At 50.4% G+C, this 15,896-nt stretch carries 7 protein-coding genes; all 7 read right to left on the minus strand.

The window, feature by feature from the left end; genetic code table 11:
* Positions 1-536: hypothetical protein (locus tag JW953_16550; protein ID MBN1994310.1), on the minus strand; the 536-nt coding region annotated here is incomplete at its 3' end.
* Positions 537-558: 22 nt separating this feature from the next.
* The gene (locus JW953_16555) at positions 559-3,456 is read right to left on the minus strand and encodes a GAF domain-containing protein (protein ID MBN1994311.1); all 2,898 of its coding nucleotides are present in this window, start codon (positions 3,454-3,456) and stop codon (positions 559-561) included.
* A gap of 3 nt (positions 3,457-3,459) precedes the next feature.
* Positions 3,460-4,599: an FIST C-terminal domain-containing protein gene (locus tag JW953_16560; GenBank protein MBN1994312.1), complete on the minus strand. Its 1,140-nt coding sequence runs from the start codon at positions 4,597-4,599 to the stop codon at positions 3,460-3,462.
* Positions 4,600-4,626: 27 nt separating this feature from the next.
* Positions 4,627-7,086 carry a GAF domain-containing protein gene (locus tag JW953_16565; protein ID MBN1994313.1) on the minus strand — a complete coding sequence of 820 codons (2,460 nt, stop codon included), beginning with the start codon at positions 7,084-7,086 and terminating at the stop codon, positions 4,627-4,629.
* Between the two features lie 24 nt (positions 7,087-7,110).
* Positions 7,111-10,593, minus strand: coding sequence for a GAF domain-containing protein (locus JW953_16570; protein ID MBN1994314.1), 3,483 nt, complete (start codon positions 10,591-10,593; stop codon positions 7,111-7,113).
* A 17-nt stretch (positions 10,594-10,610) separates the two neighbouring features.
* Positions 10,611-14,018, minus strand: a complete 3,408-nt coding sequence (locus tag JW953_16575) for a GAF domain-containing protein (GenBank protein MBN1994315.1) — start codon at positions 14,016-14,018, stop codon at positions 10,611-10,613.
* A gap of 19 nt (positions 14,019-14,037) precedes the next feature.
* Positions 14,038-15,896, minus strand: a 1,859-nt coding sequence (locus tag JW953_16580; protein MBN1994316.1) for a GAF domain-containing protein, incomplete at its 5' end; no start/stop codon positions are given.

The following is a 15,896-nucleotide window of genomic DNA, read 5'->3' on the forward strand; positions in this document are numbered from 1 at the left end:
ATAATTGCCATTGAAGTTAGAGCAACCGCAATGGTAGAACCACCCACAAACAGAACCACTATCCTTCTCTTCTCAAGCTCTGCCTGCCTATTCCCCACCTTAACATAAACGGAAAACACGTTTTTGATGTTGTTTACACTGACCCATCCATCGGATGTCTCTTCAAGCAGGGTTTGAGTAGGGTCCAACTCAAACCAATCTGGCTCTATGCCAGGGATATCTTTTATATGTTTCTTCTCATTGCTAGAGTCCAGCGCAAACATTACAAACCTATCATGATAATCAACTATCATACCATCTATCAACTCTTCCCCAACCAACTCTGTCATTATTTCTTCATCGGTCACTGCTTGAAGAGACAACAAACCTTGATCAACGAGAATACCAGGTAGCTCTACTCTAGCTTTAATTCGCTCATCAATTCCATTGGTAAACTGTCTGATATAGATAAAGCCGATCACTGCCAGGATGACAATTTCGATCAGAATAATAATGATGCCTATCTTAAAGGTTAAACTATTGAAAAACCTTTTCATCTGGATATCCGCCTTCCTAAAATTAAGGCTCTTGCTGATCCGATTTCAACGATGGACTTAATTTAACGTAAGTTCGAGAAACTCCCAGCGTCTTGGCTAATTCGGTCAACCCGGTCTGAATGATGGAGTCTACATCGGGGGCCACCCGCATTTTATCTGTGATCTGGTGGGTCAGTTGCTCGCGTGTCGCGCGACGTTGGGTGTCGTCAAACAAACGCAGGTTTTCCACCGTCAGGGCTAATTGCTCGGATACGGCTTCAACCAGGGCTACTTCCTCAGCCGTCCAATTCCGGTCTGGGGCAAGGTCTTGCAAATTGAGCGTACCAATCACCTGGCCGCGCAAGGAAATAGGCGTAACAATGGCGGCGGTATGATGATCTGCCTCAACAGAATCGCCATTTGTAGGGCTATTGGCCACCTCTGTTTTGCCCTCACGCAATACTTTTTCCTGAATTTCAGTTAACCAATCCTGGGCAGATTTTTCTATCTCAGCCTGCTTGTATTCAATATGCCACCGATTCTGGTGCTGCTCCTGCAAGTATTGTTCCCATTCCTGGCGAACATATTGGCGATAAGCAGCCTCCACTTCGGTCAGGAGACGTTCTTGTTGGGCAGCGGCCACTTTACGGTTAGTGATATCGTGCATGGTAATACTGAAACTGGCCGGATTACCTTCCAGATCATAATTGATGCTGACGGTTTGTTCCACCGATACCATTGTTCCGTCGGCCCGAAGTAGACTGGCTTCGCTGGCCCACGAACCCTTCTCCAACGCCGTTGGCACACCCTCCTTGACCAATCTCTCCGCATCTTCCACCGGATAAAAATCACTGGCCTCCATTGAAGTAACATCATAACTCGCTGGTAAGCCCATCATCCGCAACCCGGCCGGATTAACATAGAGAGTTTTACCATCCAATGAGCCAACCCCAATAAAGTCGGGGTGGTTTTCCACAATTGCCGCCAAACGACGGATGTCGGCCAGCACTTGTTCCATTTCTAACGAACGTTGCTGGGCCTGCGCTAGCAATCTTTGGTTCTCAATAAAACTACTCAAGCGAGTGGCGATGCCTCCTAATAGAGCACTTTCTTCATCAAGAAAATCATGTTTCTCGGTATAGGCAATATAGATCCGCCCCAAAATTTCGCCGCCAATGTAGAGACCATGCACAATTTGCGTCGGCAAGGTAATGGCTTCAGCCTGGCCATAAACTTGACCGTCAAACTCAATAGCTACCATCGCCAGATCGGGATACTGCATAGCCGGGGGGATACGGTCGGCGATCCAGCGCAAAAGTTCAGGGAGAGGGGGCGGACTCTCTTCCATTTCCCGGCCAATATCGTTCAAACAACCAAGCTCCCGGGCCCGTTTGGCCAGAGCTTCTTGCACCTGTTTGCGCTCGGTGATGTCTTCGGAGATCCCTAGTAGGTACCTGGGTTTTCCATCTGGCCCCATCACCGGCACTTTTCTGGTATGCAGAAAGCGCAGACCTTGATGGGGTGTACGAACCGGCTCTTCAGGAATGTCCAGCATTTGGCTGCTGGTTAACACCTGCCGGTCTTTTGTTACAGAAAAGTCTGCTTCTTTTTTAGTAAAGAAGTCGTAATCACTTTTACCAAGCACTTCCTTCTCGGTCAAGCCATATATTTCTTGGCTCGCCTTATTCCAACGGACAAACCTCAATTCTTCAGCCTCTTTTACAAATAGTCCGGCCGGCATATTCTCCAACACGGAGTTGAGGAAACTTGTTGTTTCTTCCAATTCCGTGGCGCGTTGTTGCATCTGCTCAAGCAAACGTTGGTTCTCAATAAAACTGCTCAAGCGAGTGGCGATGCCGCCCAGCAGGGCACTTTCTTCATCAATAAAATCATGCTTCTCGGTATAGGCAATATAGATTCGCCCCAAAATTTCGCCGCCAATGTAGAGACCATGCACAATTTGCGCCGGCAGCGCAATGGCTTCAGCCTGGCCATAAACTTGACCGTCAAACTCAATGGCCACCATCGTCAAATGGGGATACCGCATGGCCGGGGGGATACGTTCGGTGATCCAGGACAGAAGTTCAGGGAGAGGGGGCGGATTCTCTTCCATTTCTCGACCAATGTCATTCAAGCAGTCAAGCTCTTTAACCCGCTCACGCAGCAAAAAGTCGGCTTTTTGGGCCTGCTCAAACAAACGAGCGTTTTCCAGGGCTACGGCCACCTGCGCGGCCAAGGTTTTTTGAATGCGAATATCGTCAGCCGAAAAATAGTCAACTTGGTCAGATTGCACATCAAGCACACCCAGTAGCCGGTCGCCAGCAATCAATGGCACAGCCAATTCCGAGCGGGTATCGGGCAGCAAGGGGTTGGGCAACCAATCGGGGGCCTGACGCACATCATTAATAATAACTCCCCGCCGGTTACGCGCCGCCCGGGCTACCAATGATTGCTCTCGTTCAAATGGAATACTCCAATGTTCAGACACCATCAGCCGGCCCACTTCACCTGCCCCGGAGGCCAAAATCAGGGAATTACTAATTTCATCAAATAAGTAAATGTGCACGTGATATAAGCTAAACCCCTCTTTGGTCAGGTCAACCGCTTTTTGCAATAATTCGCTTGTATTCAAACTGGTCAAGGCGGCTGTGCCCACCTGGGCTACCAGTTCAAGTTCAGAAGCTCGTTTAGCCAGGATTTCTTGCGTGCGTTGCAAGTCGGCGGCGCGCTTCTGCTCAACTGCCACTTGCTGTTGCAGTTGTTGATTCTTCTCAAAAAGCTCTTCTGAGGTCAGATCCAACGAGCGTTCCAGCAGGACGCGGTCTGTATCGGTTTGATGATAGGCTTCGTTTACCACCTCAAGAAAACTTTTCCACTTTTTAGGAATGGAATCAACCGAACCAATGTGTCTTTTTAATTGACGTTCAAGTAGTTTGTGCATCAATTATTCCTCTAAAAAGGTTGTGATGGTCATTGTTTGGTTATGCAATTCACATTTAGCCAGCGGCCTAAACGGGGAAATTTCTCCGTAAGAATAAAATCCCGTCAAAACGGTATGATCGCCCAAAACGTCGCGCACACCTTCAAGTTCTTCCTCTATCCTTTGCCCCATAACCAACTTTCTACCAACACAACTAATAAGAATAGCCAAATCTGGCGATGAGGAGTCGGTCACTTTGAAACAGGTTTGGGCAGCCTCAATGGCGCCATCAACTAACCGATCAGGATTGGCTTTCATAAAGCGGGCGTAAACGCCTGAAGGCACATTGCCGGCAAACGTCATGCTCTGCTCTTTTTCGCTGACAGATAAAATTGTGCGCACCAGGCCCATTTCATTTTCTTTGGCCCGCAACTTCAACGGAAAGAGCAAGCCGCTGGCAGGCAAATCTGCGGCGTATTCACCCAGGTATTTTTTGTATAGTTCCAGGGCAGACTGCCCATCCAACTCATATAACACGTTCCCTTCGGCCCGGGTGATCAACCTTTCGGGGCCAAAAGGGTCCCAGCCACCCCTTGAGCCATAGCCAACTTTTAAGCGAGCCCCATAGAAACCCAGGGCAATAATTCTGCCCTCTTCCGGTACATTGTCAAAAAACGTTAAGGTCTGCTTAAAACGCGCGCCATCTCCGGCCAATCCGCCGGTTACCGCAACTTCAGCAGGGAGGTGTTTGACCAAACCATTAACCAGGTCACTCCCATTCACCTTAAGTCCATCCGAAATCACCAGGACATGGGTCAGTCCGTTATCAGTAAGGGACATGGCCAATTTCTCACCTGCCTCAAAACTATCCTCCACTTCGCTCAACTTAATTTGATGGCCTTTAAGTTGGGTGCGCTCAAACTGCGCCACGGTAGCTACCAGGGCATCATCAAAAATCTGGGTACCACAAATCTCGCCAGCAGTTGAACAACCCAGGATATAAGCGCCGGGATAAGCTTGTTTGATTTTCTGGAGAGGTTCTTGCTTTTTTAGAATCGAGGTTGCGCCGAACACTAAAACCAGTTGCGCGGCTTCTCCTAAAGAGGTAGGCAGGTCTGGCTGCCAACCTTTTGCCTGGGTCCATTTTGTTTGTTCAACTTTCATAGCCGGATTTTTCCTTTATGGCCTGGTTTATTTTTGTTCTTGATAGTGGGCATTAGCTTGTGACACTTTCTGTTCGAAGTCAAAAGGTGGTGAAGCCTCGTCCAGGCTGCTATTGGCCGAAGAGAGGTTTGGCGCATTTATCTCGGCAGAGTCGGAATCCTGTTCTTCTGCGGGAATAGACTGGGCTTGCGAGACTATTTGCAAATCAGCCGTAGCCCGGGCAGCGCCCAAAGCCCGGCTCAATTCCTCGGTAGCTGTTTTTAAAGCGGTTTCAATATTGCGGCTGGCTCGCACCCGGTCAATAATCCGGCGAGCAATCTGCTCGCGGCTGGCCCGTTGTTGGGTAGCCTCAAAAAGACGCAGATTCTCCACCTTTTGGGCTAATTGTTGGGCCACAGCCTGAAGCAAAATTCGTTCATCCTCAGTCCAGTCTCTATCCGGCGGCGTGGCTACAGAAAGATAACCAATGGTTTGCTCTTGGACCACCAGCGGCACAGATAAACCATTTTTGGGGGTAGAGGTTAGAGAATAAGCATCCGGGAGTAAGGCGGCAATTTTAGAAAGATCATAAACAAAACCCACCCTTCCTCTGGCGGAAGCCAATCGCTCAGCCCAGGCTTGACGGGTAAGTTGCCGCACTGCCTCCTCCGCCCGGGCCTGAGCTTCTTGAGTTAAAGCCCATTGCCGGGCGCTATCAATGGCAATGGCCAACTGGACCGCTATGGCTTCATAAACATTCAGATTGTCCTTGGTAAACGTCCTGATTTTGTCATCTTGCAAATCTAACACCCCTATCACCTGCCCTTCAACAATAAGGGGTATCGTCAGTTCAGACAGGGTTTCAGGCAAAAGCGAAGCGGGCCGTTGCGCCTGCGCCTCCTTCAGTAACATCGAATACCACGAAGCAGGTACAGACCAATTGATGTCAATATTACCAATTGAGGTATCAGTTATAATAACAGGCTGACTTTGAACGGCTGCCTGGCCAACAGTTGATTTAGAGTCAATTGGCAGGCTAAGATGGCGAGCCAGTAATTCCTGGCCAGCCTGGCCGGTACCGGCTCGCAGCACCAAATTTTGATCAATATCGTCTACTAAAAATATCTGAACATGATGAAGGTTAAATTTATCCCGAACAAATTCGGCAATCGTTGGCAATAGTTTATTTACATCTCTAATGGCTGTAGCTCGCTGGCCAACTTCTATAGACACGGCCAATTCTGTTGTTCTTTCCTGCACCTGTTCTTCCAATAAGCCAATCAGTTGCCGTAACTGGCTGGTCATACTATTAAAAGCCTGGGCTAACTGGCCTGTCTCATCCTGGCTTTTTACCGGCACTCGTACCTCCAGGTTACCACCGGTAACCTGCCGAGCTACGTCGGTGAGATATTCAATGGGACGGGCAATTCTGAAGGCAACAAATAAACCCACCAAAATCACCAACCCGGTTGTGCCCAAAAGAATCCCTAACATCCAAACGCTCAGCTCTTTAGCTGTTTTAATGGCTTCCTCTTCTGGTTGCTCGGCCAACAAAACCCACTTCACCCCCCCTTTTTCTATGGGGCGGTAAGCACTAAGCATAGAACGTTGAGCATCTTCAGTTATGCCCGACGTAAGTTGTCCTTTTTCCACGGCCGGTAGGTCAAAAATTTCATCACTAAAATCAGTAGTAGAGAGTATCCTTTTTGTCTCACCCACCAAATATGTCTCCGCCCCCCCTGGATGAACATCCTGCCCTTTCCTCATTAGATTGTCAATTAAACCTATAGGCAACTCGTAGATAAGTATTCCTTTTGTGCCATGCACTCTATCAATCAGGCGTATCCCCACAAAATTGACCGGCGTATCCCCGGCAGGAGGATAGTTGACAAAATCAGTCATAAAAACATCGCCTGACTCGGCTTCGTCTTTTAATTTTCTAAATAAGTCGGCCAGGGCTGTACTTTGATAGGGGCCATTTAGAAGACTGGTGGCAAAATCATCCTGCTTGGCATAACTGTAAACAATATCCCCGGTGTAAGGAGAGACCAGCAGAACATCCTGGTAACCCCGCGCCTGGACAATATTAGAAAAAAAATCATAATATTTTATGTGGGTTAAGCTGTACGGATTCAAAGTGTCCGCTCCCTCCCTGGTCGGATTCCCCATAAACCCCAAAGTTCGAACTTTTGCCGGCCCTACCATTGACATTGTGCTTGAAAGGGACCGATAGGCTTCACTGACCATATCAAGCTCAGACAGCAGCCGCAGATCGCGCTCAATCCCGTCAAAAAAGGTGTCAATCTCTTCAAATTTTGCATCGCGCACAGTTTCAAGTTTTTTGAACGCTTCAACCCGTAATTCTTGCCGCGCCCGAAAATAGGTTAGCCAAACTGCTAGCAGCAGAGGGATCAGCGAAACTGCCAGGAAGAAAAGAATTAGCTTGCCCTTTAAAGAATTAAAAATGTTTAACCGGGGATATTTTTGTTCTGTATGCTCGTTTTCCATTATTTTGCTCCTGGCCAGCCTCCTCTATTCTGAAACGTTCAAGTTCACCACAGTTTGAGGGGTCTTCAAACTCAAACCAACTTCTCGAACCGCTATTTGCAACGCCTCTTCCAACGATTGCGCGGCCTGAATTTTTTGGCTGATTTCATTAATACGCGCTTCTCGCGCCCCTCGCTGTTGTGTTTCTTCAATCAAGCGTAAGTTTTCTGCCGCCTGGGCCACTTGTTCGGCTATGGCCCCAACCAAGGCCCGTTCTTCAGGAGACCACTCTTGTTGGTTACGTAACAAACCTAATTCCCCCACTACCTCCTCACGTACTGTTAACGGCACAACCAAACCGGCCTGGGTTTTACTAACTGCGTTTTCCTGCCCACCTCCGTCTGCCAATTCTCCCTGACCATTTGACGGCAGCACGGGAGAAGGATTCAAGCGCTGTGGCGTTACCTCGGGTGATGATACTGCTGTTGTTGGGGTAACACCTTCACGTGTCTTTTCGTACGCTATCGCCCCGCCGTGCCTGGCCCAATATGCTTCCCAGGCTTGCACGGTGTAACTTCGCTGCGTGGTTTCTATTTCCGCCAGGGCTGCATTGGTTTCTGCTAACAGGCGTTGGTTCTCTATGGCCACTGCCACTTGCCCCATCAGCGAGATATACGGCCTGATCTCCTCCGCAAACAACAATGGCCCTTCTTCTGCCAGTAATAACAACACCCCTATTTGCCGCATGCCTGTCCATAAGGGTAAAACCGCCATCGCCCGGATATTCAGCCGTTGGAATACTTTCTGCATCATCATATCAAATCGTTTATCGTGCTGAATGTCTGCAAAAATCAGCGGCTCCGACGTTAAAAATTGTTCAATCCCGGCATACATGGCGCGGGGGTATCGCGTTTCCACCGGCATCGGTGGCGTTCCTTCGCCATTGTGCCAATTGGCCCGGACAATCAGCCTTTCCACTTTTTGGGCCGGATTATATTCAAATTCACCCAAAACTACCCGGTTGATCTTTCCCTTCGGCACTGCTTCACCCACCGCCGCCACAATTTCATGCAAATCACCGGCTGCGGTTATCCGGCGTCCGGCTTGATAGAGACTTTCGGCCAGGGCTAAATTTTTCTGATTTTGTTCAAACAAACGCGCGTTCTCCAGAGCTATCACTAATTGCGCCGCCAGGGTGTTTTGAATGCGAATATCGTTTTCCGTAAAATGGTTAATCTCATTCGCTTGCACGTCCACTACTCCCAACACCCGTTCCCCGGCCACCAACGGCACCGCTAACTCTGAACGTGTATCCGGCAGAAGAGGGTTGGGCAACCAATTGGGGTCGGCCAAAACATCATTAATGATAATGCCCTGGCGGGTGCGGGCTACCCGGGCTACCAACGATTGCTCTTGCTGGGAGGAAATACTCCACCCTTGGGCCACCATCTGCTGCCCCACCGTCCCCGCACCGGCTGCCAAAACAAGCCTCTTCTCTCCCTCATCAAGCAAATAGATATGGGCATGGTACAAGCCAAAACTGTCTCGGATTAAATCGGCCACTCGTTCCAATAGCGCTGTGGTGTCTAATATTTTTGAAGTGGCTGCCCCTACCTGAGCCACCAATTCAAGTTCGGCAGCCCGTTTAGCCATCACCTCCTCTGCCTGCCGGCGTTGCTCTACAAACAAGGCGCCTTGTAGGGCGCTGCTAATCTCCCTGCGTAATGCTTCGTAGATCGCTCCTGTCTGCGGCCCCACCTCAAACAGAACAAAGCCTAATTGATTCTCCCGAAAGTAGAGCGGCACAACCACCAAACTGTATGGCTGTTCAATCTGGTTAACCCTCTCTTGGCCGGTTTTCTCGTTGCCAAATTGAGTTTGGAAATGAGAAAATAGTTCTTTAGGCGCCAATTGTTGAGAAGGAAAACGCTGGCCGGTAGCGTTTAGGGCAATCCGCCCGTTTTGATTATAGGCCAAGATCAACTTAGACCACTCAGCTGGCGCCGCCGGGTTTTCGTACAAAGCAAGATAACAACCAGGGATGCCCAGGCGGGGCAGGCCTTTGGCTAACACTTCCACCAGCTCGGTTATATGAAACGTGGTAATCAAGGCCTGACCAATCTCGCGTAAAGTCTGAGCCTGTTGTTCAGCCTGGAGCCGCCAATATATCTGCGCCCGCTGGGTTGCTTCGCCAATCATTATGCCAGCCTGCTGCCAAAGGTCCGCAGCCCGCTTCAATTTTTCATCATCCCTGAGAAAGGGTAACAAACGACGACGCAACACCGAGAGGACATTCTGCCACGCAGCAATATTGTCATTAACCATAACTGCCTGGCGCAATACCCTGTTCAAAGTGGATAAAAAAGCGCCCGGTAATTCTTCATCTGTTTTAACCGCCAGCGTAGCCACAAAGTCATCCAGCAATTGCTCTACCCAACCGGAAACCTGATTTTTACGAGCAGCCTCTATCACTTGAACCATCTCGGAGAGGATCTCCTCTCGCTGCGAACCGGTCATCGTTTCGAGCGATTCGTTCACGGCTGGCCCTGGCTCTACCGCTGCTCTCACTACCGCCGGATCCAAACAACCACACGATTGGCGTATTATTAACTTTGTGGGCATAGCCACTTGGGCAGGCACTTTTTTGCCGGCCAGGTGTTCTAACAGCAACTCGGTCCCCCACCGCCCTTGTTGATAGAATGATTGTTGGGCCGAAGTTAGCGATGGCGTAACGCAACAAGCCTGCCCAATATCGTCAAAACCGGCTACGGCCACATCTTCGGGCACCCGCACGCCTCGCGCCTGCAATATCCGCAAAGCAGCCAGAGCCGTCATATCGTCTTGCCCAACCACAGCGTCAAAATCAACCTGGGGCGCCAGTTTGCGTCCATCAAGCAGCAAATACATTAAATCTGCCCAGGGTTCAATGATGCTAGTTTGGAGGCGGGGCATCTGCCCTATTTCGTCTTCGCTAACTACCAGGTTCGGGTCAAAAGAAAGGCCATGATCGGCCAGCGCGTCACTATAGCCATGATACCGCTCTTGGGCCTCCAGGTTGTCTCCCCTCTTGCGCAAGAAGGCAATACGTTGGCAACCATGAGCCTCAATTAAATGGGTTACCACATCATGCATGCCCTGGTAGTTGTCCACAACCACACAGGGAATACCTTCCAACGCCAGGCCAATGCTCACCATCGGCAAAGGACGATACCGTTCAAGAAAGCCTCGCATTTCTTCAAGTTCAATAACTTGGGCCAATTGCGCACCCCAGATTACCAGGCCGTCAACCGTTTCTGCGCTGGCCAGGTTGTAAAGGATATTGGCCTGTTTGTTAAAGCCATGGGTATCCTGCAAAATGCCCCCGCCAAAGAGGATCAGATTTACGCCACGTTCTCTGGCCACATCAGCCACCCCGGCCCACAAGCCAATATCGTATTCGTTAAACAAGCCCTGGCAAAAGAGGCCAATGGTGGCGCCACCGTTTGGCCACCCGGTTTGTTTTTTGTTATCTATCTGCCTATCTTCCATCTCTATCCCCAAACACATTACGAATCTGATAATTCTAATTTCACGGCGGTTTGGTGTGTTTCTAAGCTGGCCCCAACTTCTCTAATGGTTATTTGCAACGCCTCTTCCAATGATTGCGCTTCCCGAATTTTCTCGCCAATTTCACTAATCCGCGCTTCTCGCGCTGCCCGTTGTTGGGTTTCATCAATCAGGCGTAAATTCTCATAGGCCTGGGCCAATTGCTCGCTGATGGCCTTCACCAGGGTCACTTCATCCTGGGTCCATTCTCGCTCATAGAATTCGTCTAGCCCTAATATCCCAACCACTTCATCACGTATGGTCAGGGGGGCGGTTAACTTGAAGGGGGCTTCTTCTGGCTGCTGGCTGCTGAGTAACGACTGATTATTGTCCATTAGCCGTTGTTGACCATCTGGAGCCGGTAATTGGCTAACGCTCAGAGCAGCTCCCTCTCTAATATGTTCGTAACTCTGGGCCACACTTTTGGCGCGATAAGCTTCCCAGTTCTGCACCGTGTAGCGCTGTTGCACGGCGGCCACTTCGGCCAGGGCGGCTTTTGTTTCTGCCAGCAGGCGTTGATTTTCTACCGCCACGGCCACCTGGCCCATCAACGAGATGTATGGTCGAATTTCTGTTTCACTCAATTGATACACGTTCTGCGCCTGTAACAACAACACCCCTCGTTGCCGCGTTCCAGCCCATAACGGCAAGGCCGCCATCGCCCAAATATTCAATTGGCGAAATGTTGTCTGCAATTCTTCATCAAATCTTTGATCGTGCTGGACATCCTCAAAAATCAGCGGTTCTGCCCCCACGAATTCCTTGATGCCAGGAAACATCCGGCGACGATACCGGGCGCCAATGGGCGTTGGCGGCATACCCTGGCCGCTATGCCAATTTGCCCGGACAACCATCCCTTCCAATTCTGCCCGCGCATTATATTCAAATTCAAGCAGCACCAGGCGGTTGATATTTCCGGTCGGGGCCACTTCGGCCACGGCCGCTACAATCTCTGGCAAATCGCTCGCTGCCATAATCTGGCGCCCGGCCTGATATAACCTTTCCGTAAAGGTCAGGTTCTTTTGACTTTGCTCAAACAGGCGGGCGTTCTCCAGGGCCGCCGTCACTTGCGCCGCCAACGTGCCTTGAATCCGGATATCATCAACCGTAAAATAATCAGGCTCATCTGCTTGCACATCCAGCACACCTAACACTCGATCTCCGGCCATCAACGGTACCGCCAACTCCGCTTGCGTATCCGGCAGCAAAGGGTGGGGCAACCAGCCGGGGTCCTGACGGACATTATTCACAATGATTCCTTGCCGTGTCCAGGCCGCCCGCGCCACCAACGACTGTTCTCGTCTCAGGGGAATACGCCAGCCTTCAGCCACCATCCGCTGCCCTACTGTTCCTGCTCCGGCAGTCAAAACGAGCATGGTTTCTGTTTCATCCACCAAATAAATATGCGCATGATACAAGTCAAAACTCTCTTTGGTCAGGTCGGCTACCCGTTGTAACAACTCTGTTGGATTTAGAATAGTAGAAGCGGCCACGCTTACTTGGGCCACAAGTTCAAGTTCCGAAACACGCCTGGCCATCGCTTCTTCGGCTTGCCTACGTCTTTTCACCAGTAGCGCCCCTTGCAAGGCGCTGCTGATTTGACCCTGCAATACCCCATAGACCATCCCCTCACGCGGCCCTTCGGCAAATAGCACAAACCCCAATTGTTCATGGCGAAAGTAGAGCGGTTCAACTACCAGGGTATATCGTTCGTTTTGGGGTAACATTCCCGCCGGCGTCAATTGCGGAGAGGAGAAACATTGTTTCCCGGTTTCTAAGGTAATCCGGCCTGGCTCATGATAAGCCAAAATTAATCTAGACAACTCAGCCGGTTTGTCGGGATTTTCGTACAAGGAAAGATAACAACGGGTGATACCAAGTTGGGGCAATTCACGAGCCAAAATATCCATTAATTCATTCATGTCAAACGTGGTGATCAAGGTTTGACTAATTTCACGCAAGGCCCGGGCCTGCTGCTCGGCCTGCAAGGTCTGGTGTGCTTCAACCCGTTGGGCCGTTTCCCCAATCATCACCCGCGCCTGTCGCCAGAGATTCTCTGCCCAAGCCAGCACCTCACCATTGCCCAGGTAGGGCCGTGTGTGACGGCGCAGAGCAGATATGGTCCCTTGCCATGCCATCACTTTTTGGCCCACATCTGTTATAGCATCGCCGCCACTGGCTATGATCTGGCGCAACACCTCGGCCAAGGCTTGTAAAAAAACACCAGGAGACTTTACGATCAATTCGGTTAAAAATTTCTCAAATAACAAGTTGGCCCAGTCACGATCAGGCATGGTTTTGGTATGAGGCAAAACACCTATTATCGCCAGCATCATCTTTGAGACAATATCCTCTTGCTGGGGGGCCAGAGCAATTTCTAAAGCTTCAGGCGTAAATTCTCCCTGGAACAAATCCATTGTTGGACCGGCCACCGCCTGTTCCACTACAGGGTCTAAACAACCACAAGACTGACGCACAACCAAATTGCCCGATAGGTACACTTCTTCAGCTACATTTTCCCCGGCCAGTAAGGCCAGGAGCATTTCGGCTGCTTGTCGTCCATATTCATCGTATAAATATCCTGCTGTGGTTAACGGAGGGGTTACTGCTCTGGCTTCCAGAATATCTTCAAGGCCAACCACAGCCACGTCATCCGGTACCCGGATTCCCCGTGCCTGTAATTCGGCCAGCGCTGTTATGGCCATATCATCGTTATGCGCGGCCACAGCATCAAAATCAACCTGTCGCTCATCCAACAAACAATTTATCAACGCCCTGTTCTCAGAACGATTCAGGTCAGCTTCTATCACCAGATTCATATCCAGCGGAAGGCCATATTCAGCCAGGGTGTCCACATAAGTTTGATACCGCTCTTCTGCTTCCTGGTAATCTTGGGGGCCCCGGATAAAGGCAATGCGGCGGCAATGATGTACTTCTATCAGATGAGCCAGCACGTTGTGGATACCTTGATAGTTGTCTATCAATAAACTGGGCATGCCATCCAAAGATCGTCCCAAACTGACCATTGGCAACGGACGATAACGGGCGTAAAAATCTTTGATCGTTTCATCAACATGCCAGGGCAAAATAGACGCCCAAATGATCAATCCATCATAGTGCTCCGGATTCACCAGGTTATAGAGAACGTTGGCCTGGGCCTCAAATCCACGCTCCGAACGCAACACGCCACCGGCAAAACAAACCAGGTTAAAATCCTGTTCCTGAGCCACATTGGCCATGCCTCGCCATATTGCAGCGGCAATGGGCTGCGTTACATCACCCAAATTTGGGGTTAGAAACCCAATCGTTGGGCGATAGGGGAGGGGTTTGGTGGATTTTTTGTGAGCAGATTGACGATTTTCAATCATAGGTGTAACTATATTCCGGTTAATCATTCCAGCTATCGTTCAATGACTGACGAAGAGGAGGGGTAATTTCTTCTGCCTGTTCTGGACCATTGTCACCAGATTCAGGCGTATCCTCCGGCACGGCTACGGCTCCGTCTTCAAACCGGGCCGGTTCTTCTGGCCCGGGAAACTCACCATTCCCTGCTTCCCCTTCTGGCAGCGGCTCTAATAATTGGTGGGGGTCGTCTGCTTCTATCCGGCGCAAACCCAACTCTGCTTCAGAACCGAGACGAACGAAAGTACGGGCCGGGTCTAATACCCGAGATAATTCTGTGATTGCTGTCTGCATCAACGTTTCAATATCGGGGGCGCGGCGTAACTTATCACTAATTTGACCAATAAGCTGCTCGCGGCTGGCCCGCTCCTGGGTTTCATTGAACAGGCGTAAATTCTCGGCGGTCTGCGCTACCTGGTCAATAACGGCTTTAATCAAGGCCAATTCATTTTCGGTCCATTGCCGGTTAGGATCAAGGCCGTGCAGTTGTAAATCACCAATTGTTGTTTCACCCAGGGTAATAGGCGCTACCAGGGCCTGGTACGCCGCGTCCTTCTCCTCTTTGTTGTCACCCCCAACTATGGCGTGTTCCGGTTCATCACCGTTGAGGGTTATTATAGCCGGTTCCTGGTGGGTTAACGCCTGTTGTCGAGCCTGGCAGAGAGTAGCCTCACTCAACGTGGTTGACTCGCCCAAACTAAACTGCACACGTCCTCTCCCTCGTCTGGCAACCATGTTTTTATCCCAAACCTGCTCCATGTAGCGTTGTTGAATCTCTCGAGCTTCGGCCAGGGCAGCCTGCGTTTCGGCAAATAAGCGAGCGTTATTAATGGCCACGGCCAGTTGGTTTGCCAGAGAACGCAACAAAGCGGCGTCGCCCTCATCCAAACCCGCAAGCCTATTTTCCTGTACGTCCAATACCCCCACTACCCGGCCTTCCAGAATAATTGGTACAGCCATTTCCGCATAAGTATCGGGTAAAAGGGGATTAGGCAGCCATCCTTCTGTTTCACGCACGTTGTCAACCCGGATAATCTGGCCGGTTCTGGCGGCCCGGGCCACCAGGCTGGTGGAGGCGTTTAAGGGGATGCTATGTCCGGCGGCTTTCATCACCGCACCAGCCTCGCCGGTGCCCGCCGCCACAACCAGATTCTCGTCTTCATCATCAAGTAAATAAATATGAGCATGGTAATAACCAAACCTATCTTGAATTTGAGACACCACCTCCGGCAGCAACGTTTCCAGATTCAGGATGGCGCTGAACTGCTCGCCCAGGGTAGCTATAATTTCCAGGCGAGCCGTACGGGCCACCACTTGCTGTTCCAAACCGGCCAAAATTTGCCGGAGTTGTTCGGTCATGCTGTTGAAAGCCCGCGCCAGGGTTTGCAGCTCGGTTGGGCCGGAAACCGGGGCTGCCTGTTGGAGTTGGCCGGCAGCCATTATCGTCGCAATATCTGTTAGGTTTTCAATGGGGCGGGCAAGCTGGCGCGAAATCCAAACTCCAACCACGATAGCCAGGGCTAATGCGGCCAGGCCGCCAAATAAGGTAAATTGCGAAAGAGTTCTTACAACGCCAAGCGCCTCAGTGGCCGGCTGCTGGACTATAATTGTCCAGCCCAACCCTTCCAAGGATGCTAACTGAGGTGAAAGATCAAGACTCGCCTCGCTACGGATAATATTTCGCCTTGCCTCGTCCTCATCATTCTGCGCTACCTTTTGCCCAATTTGAGATAGATCGGAACTATACAAAACTTGACCATCTTTATTCACTAAGGCTAAATCCACTGTTTCTCCCCGGGCGTCAGACGAGACATCGGCAAAGATATTGAGATTACGCACAGGCA

This window comes from Anaerolineae bacterium (assembly GCA_016931895.1).
In the GTDB taxonomy this organism is placed as follows: domain Bacteria; phylum Chloroflexota; class Anaerolineae; order 4572-78; family J111; genus JAFGNV01.

Excerpts from the sequence above, each read along its gene's own strand:
- JW953_16570 (MBN1994314.1), bottom strand. The coding sequence starts at position 10,593 with ATGGAAGATAGGCAGATAGATAACAAAAAACAAACCGGGTGGCCAAAC.
- JW953_16575 (MBN1994315.1), bottom strand. The coding sequence starts at position 14,018 with ATGATTGAAAATCGTCAATCTGCTCACAAAAAATCCACCAAACCCCTC.
- JW953_16565 (MBN1994313.1), bottom strand. The coding sequence starts at position 7,086 with ATGGAAAACGAGCATACAGAACAAAAATATCCCCGGTTAAACATTTTT.
- JW953_16560 (MBN1994312.1), bottom strand. The coding sequence starts at position 4,599 with ATGAAAGTTGAACAAACAAAATGGACCCAGGCAAAAGGTTGGCAGCCA.
- JW953_16555 (MBN1994311.1), bottom strand. The coding sequence starts at position 3,456 with ATGCACAAACTACTTGAACGTCAATTAAAAAGACACATTGGTTCGGTT.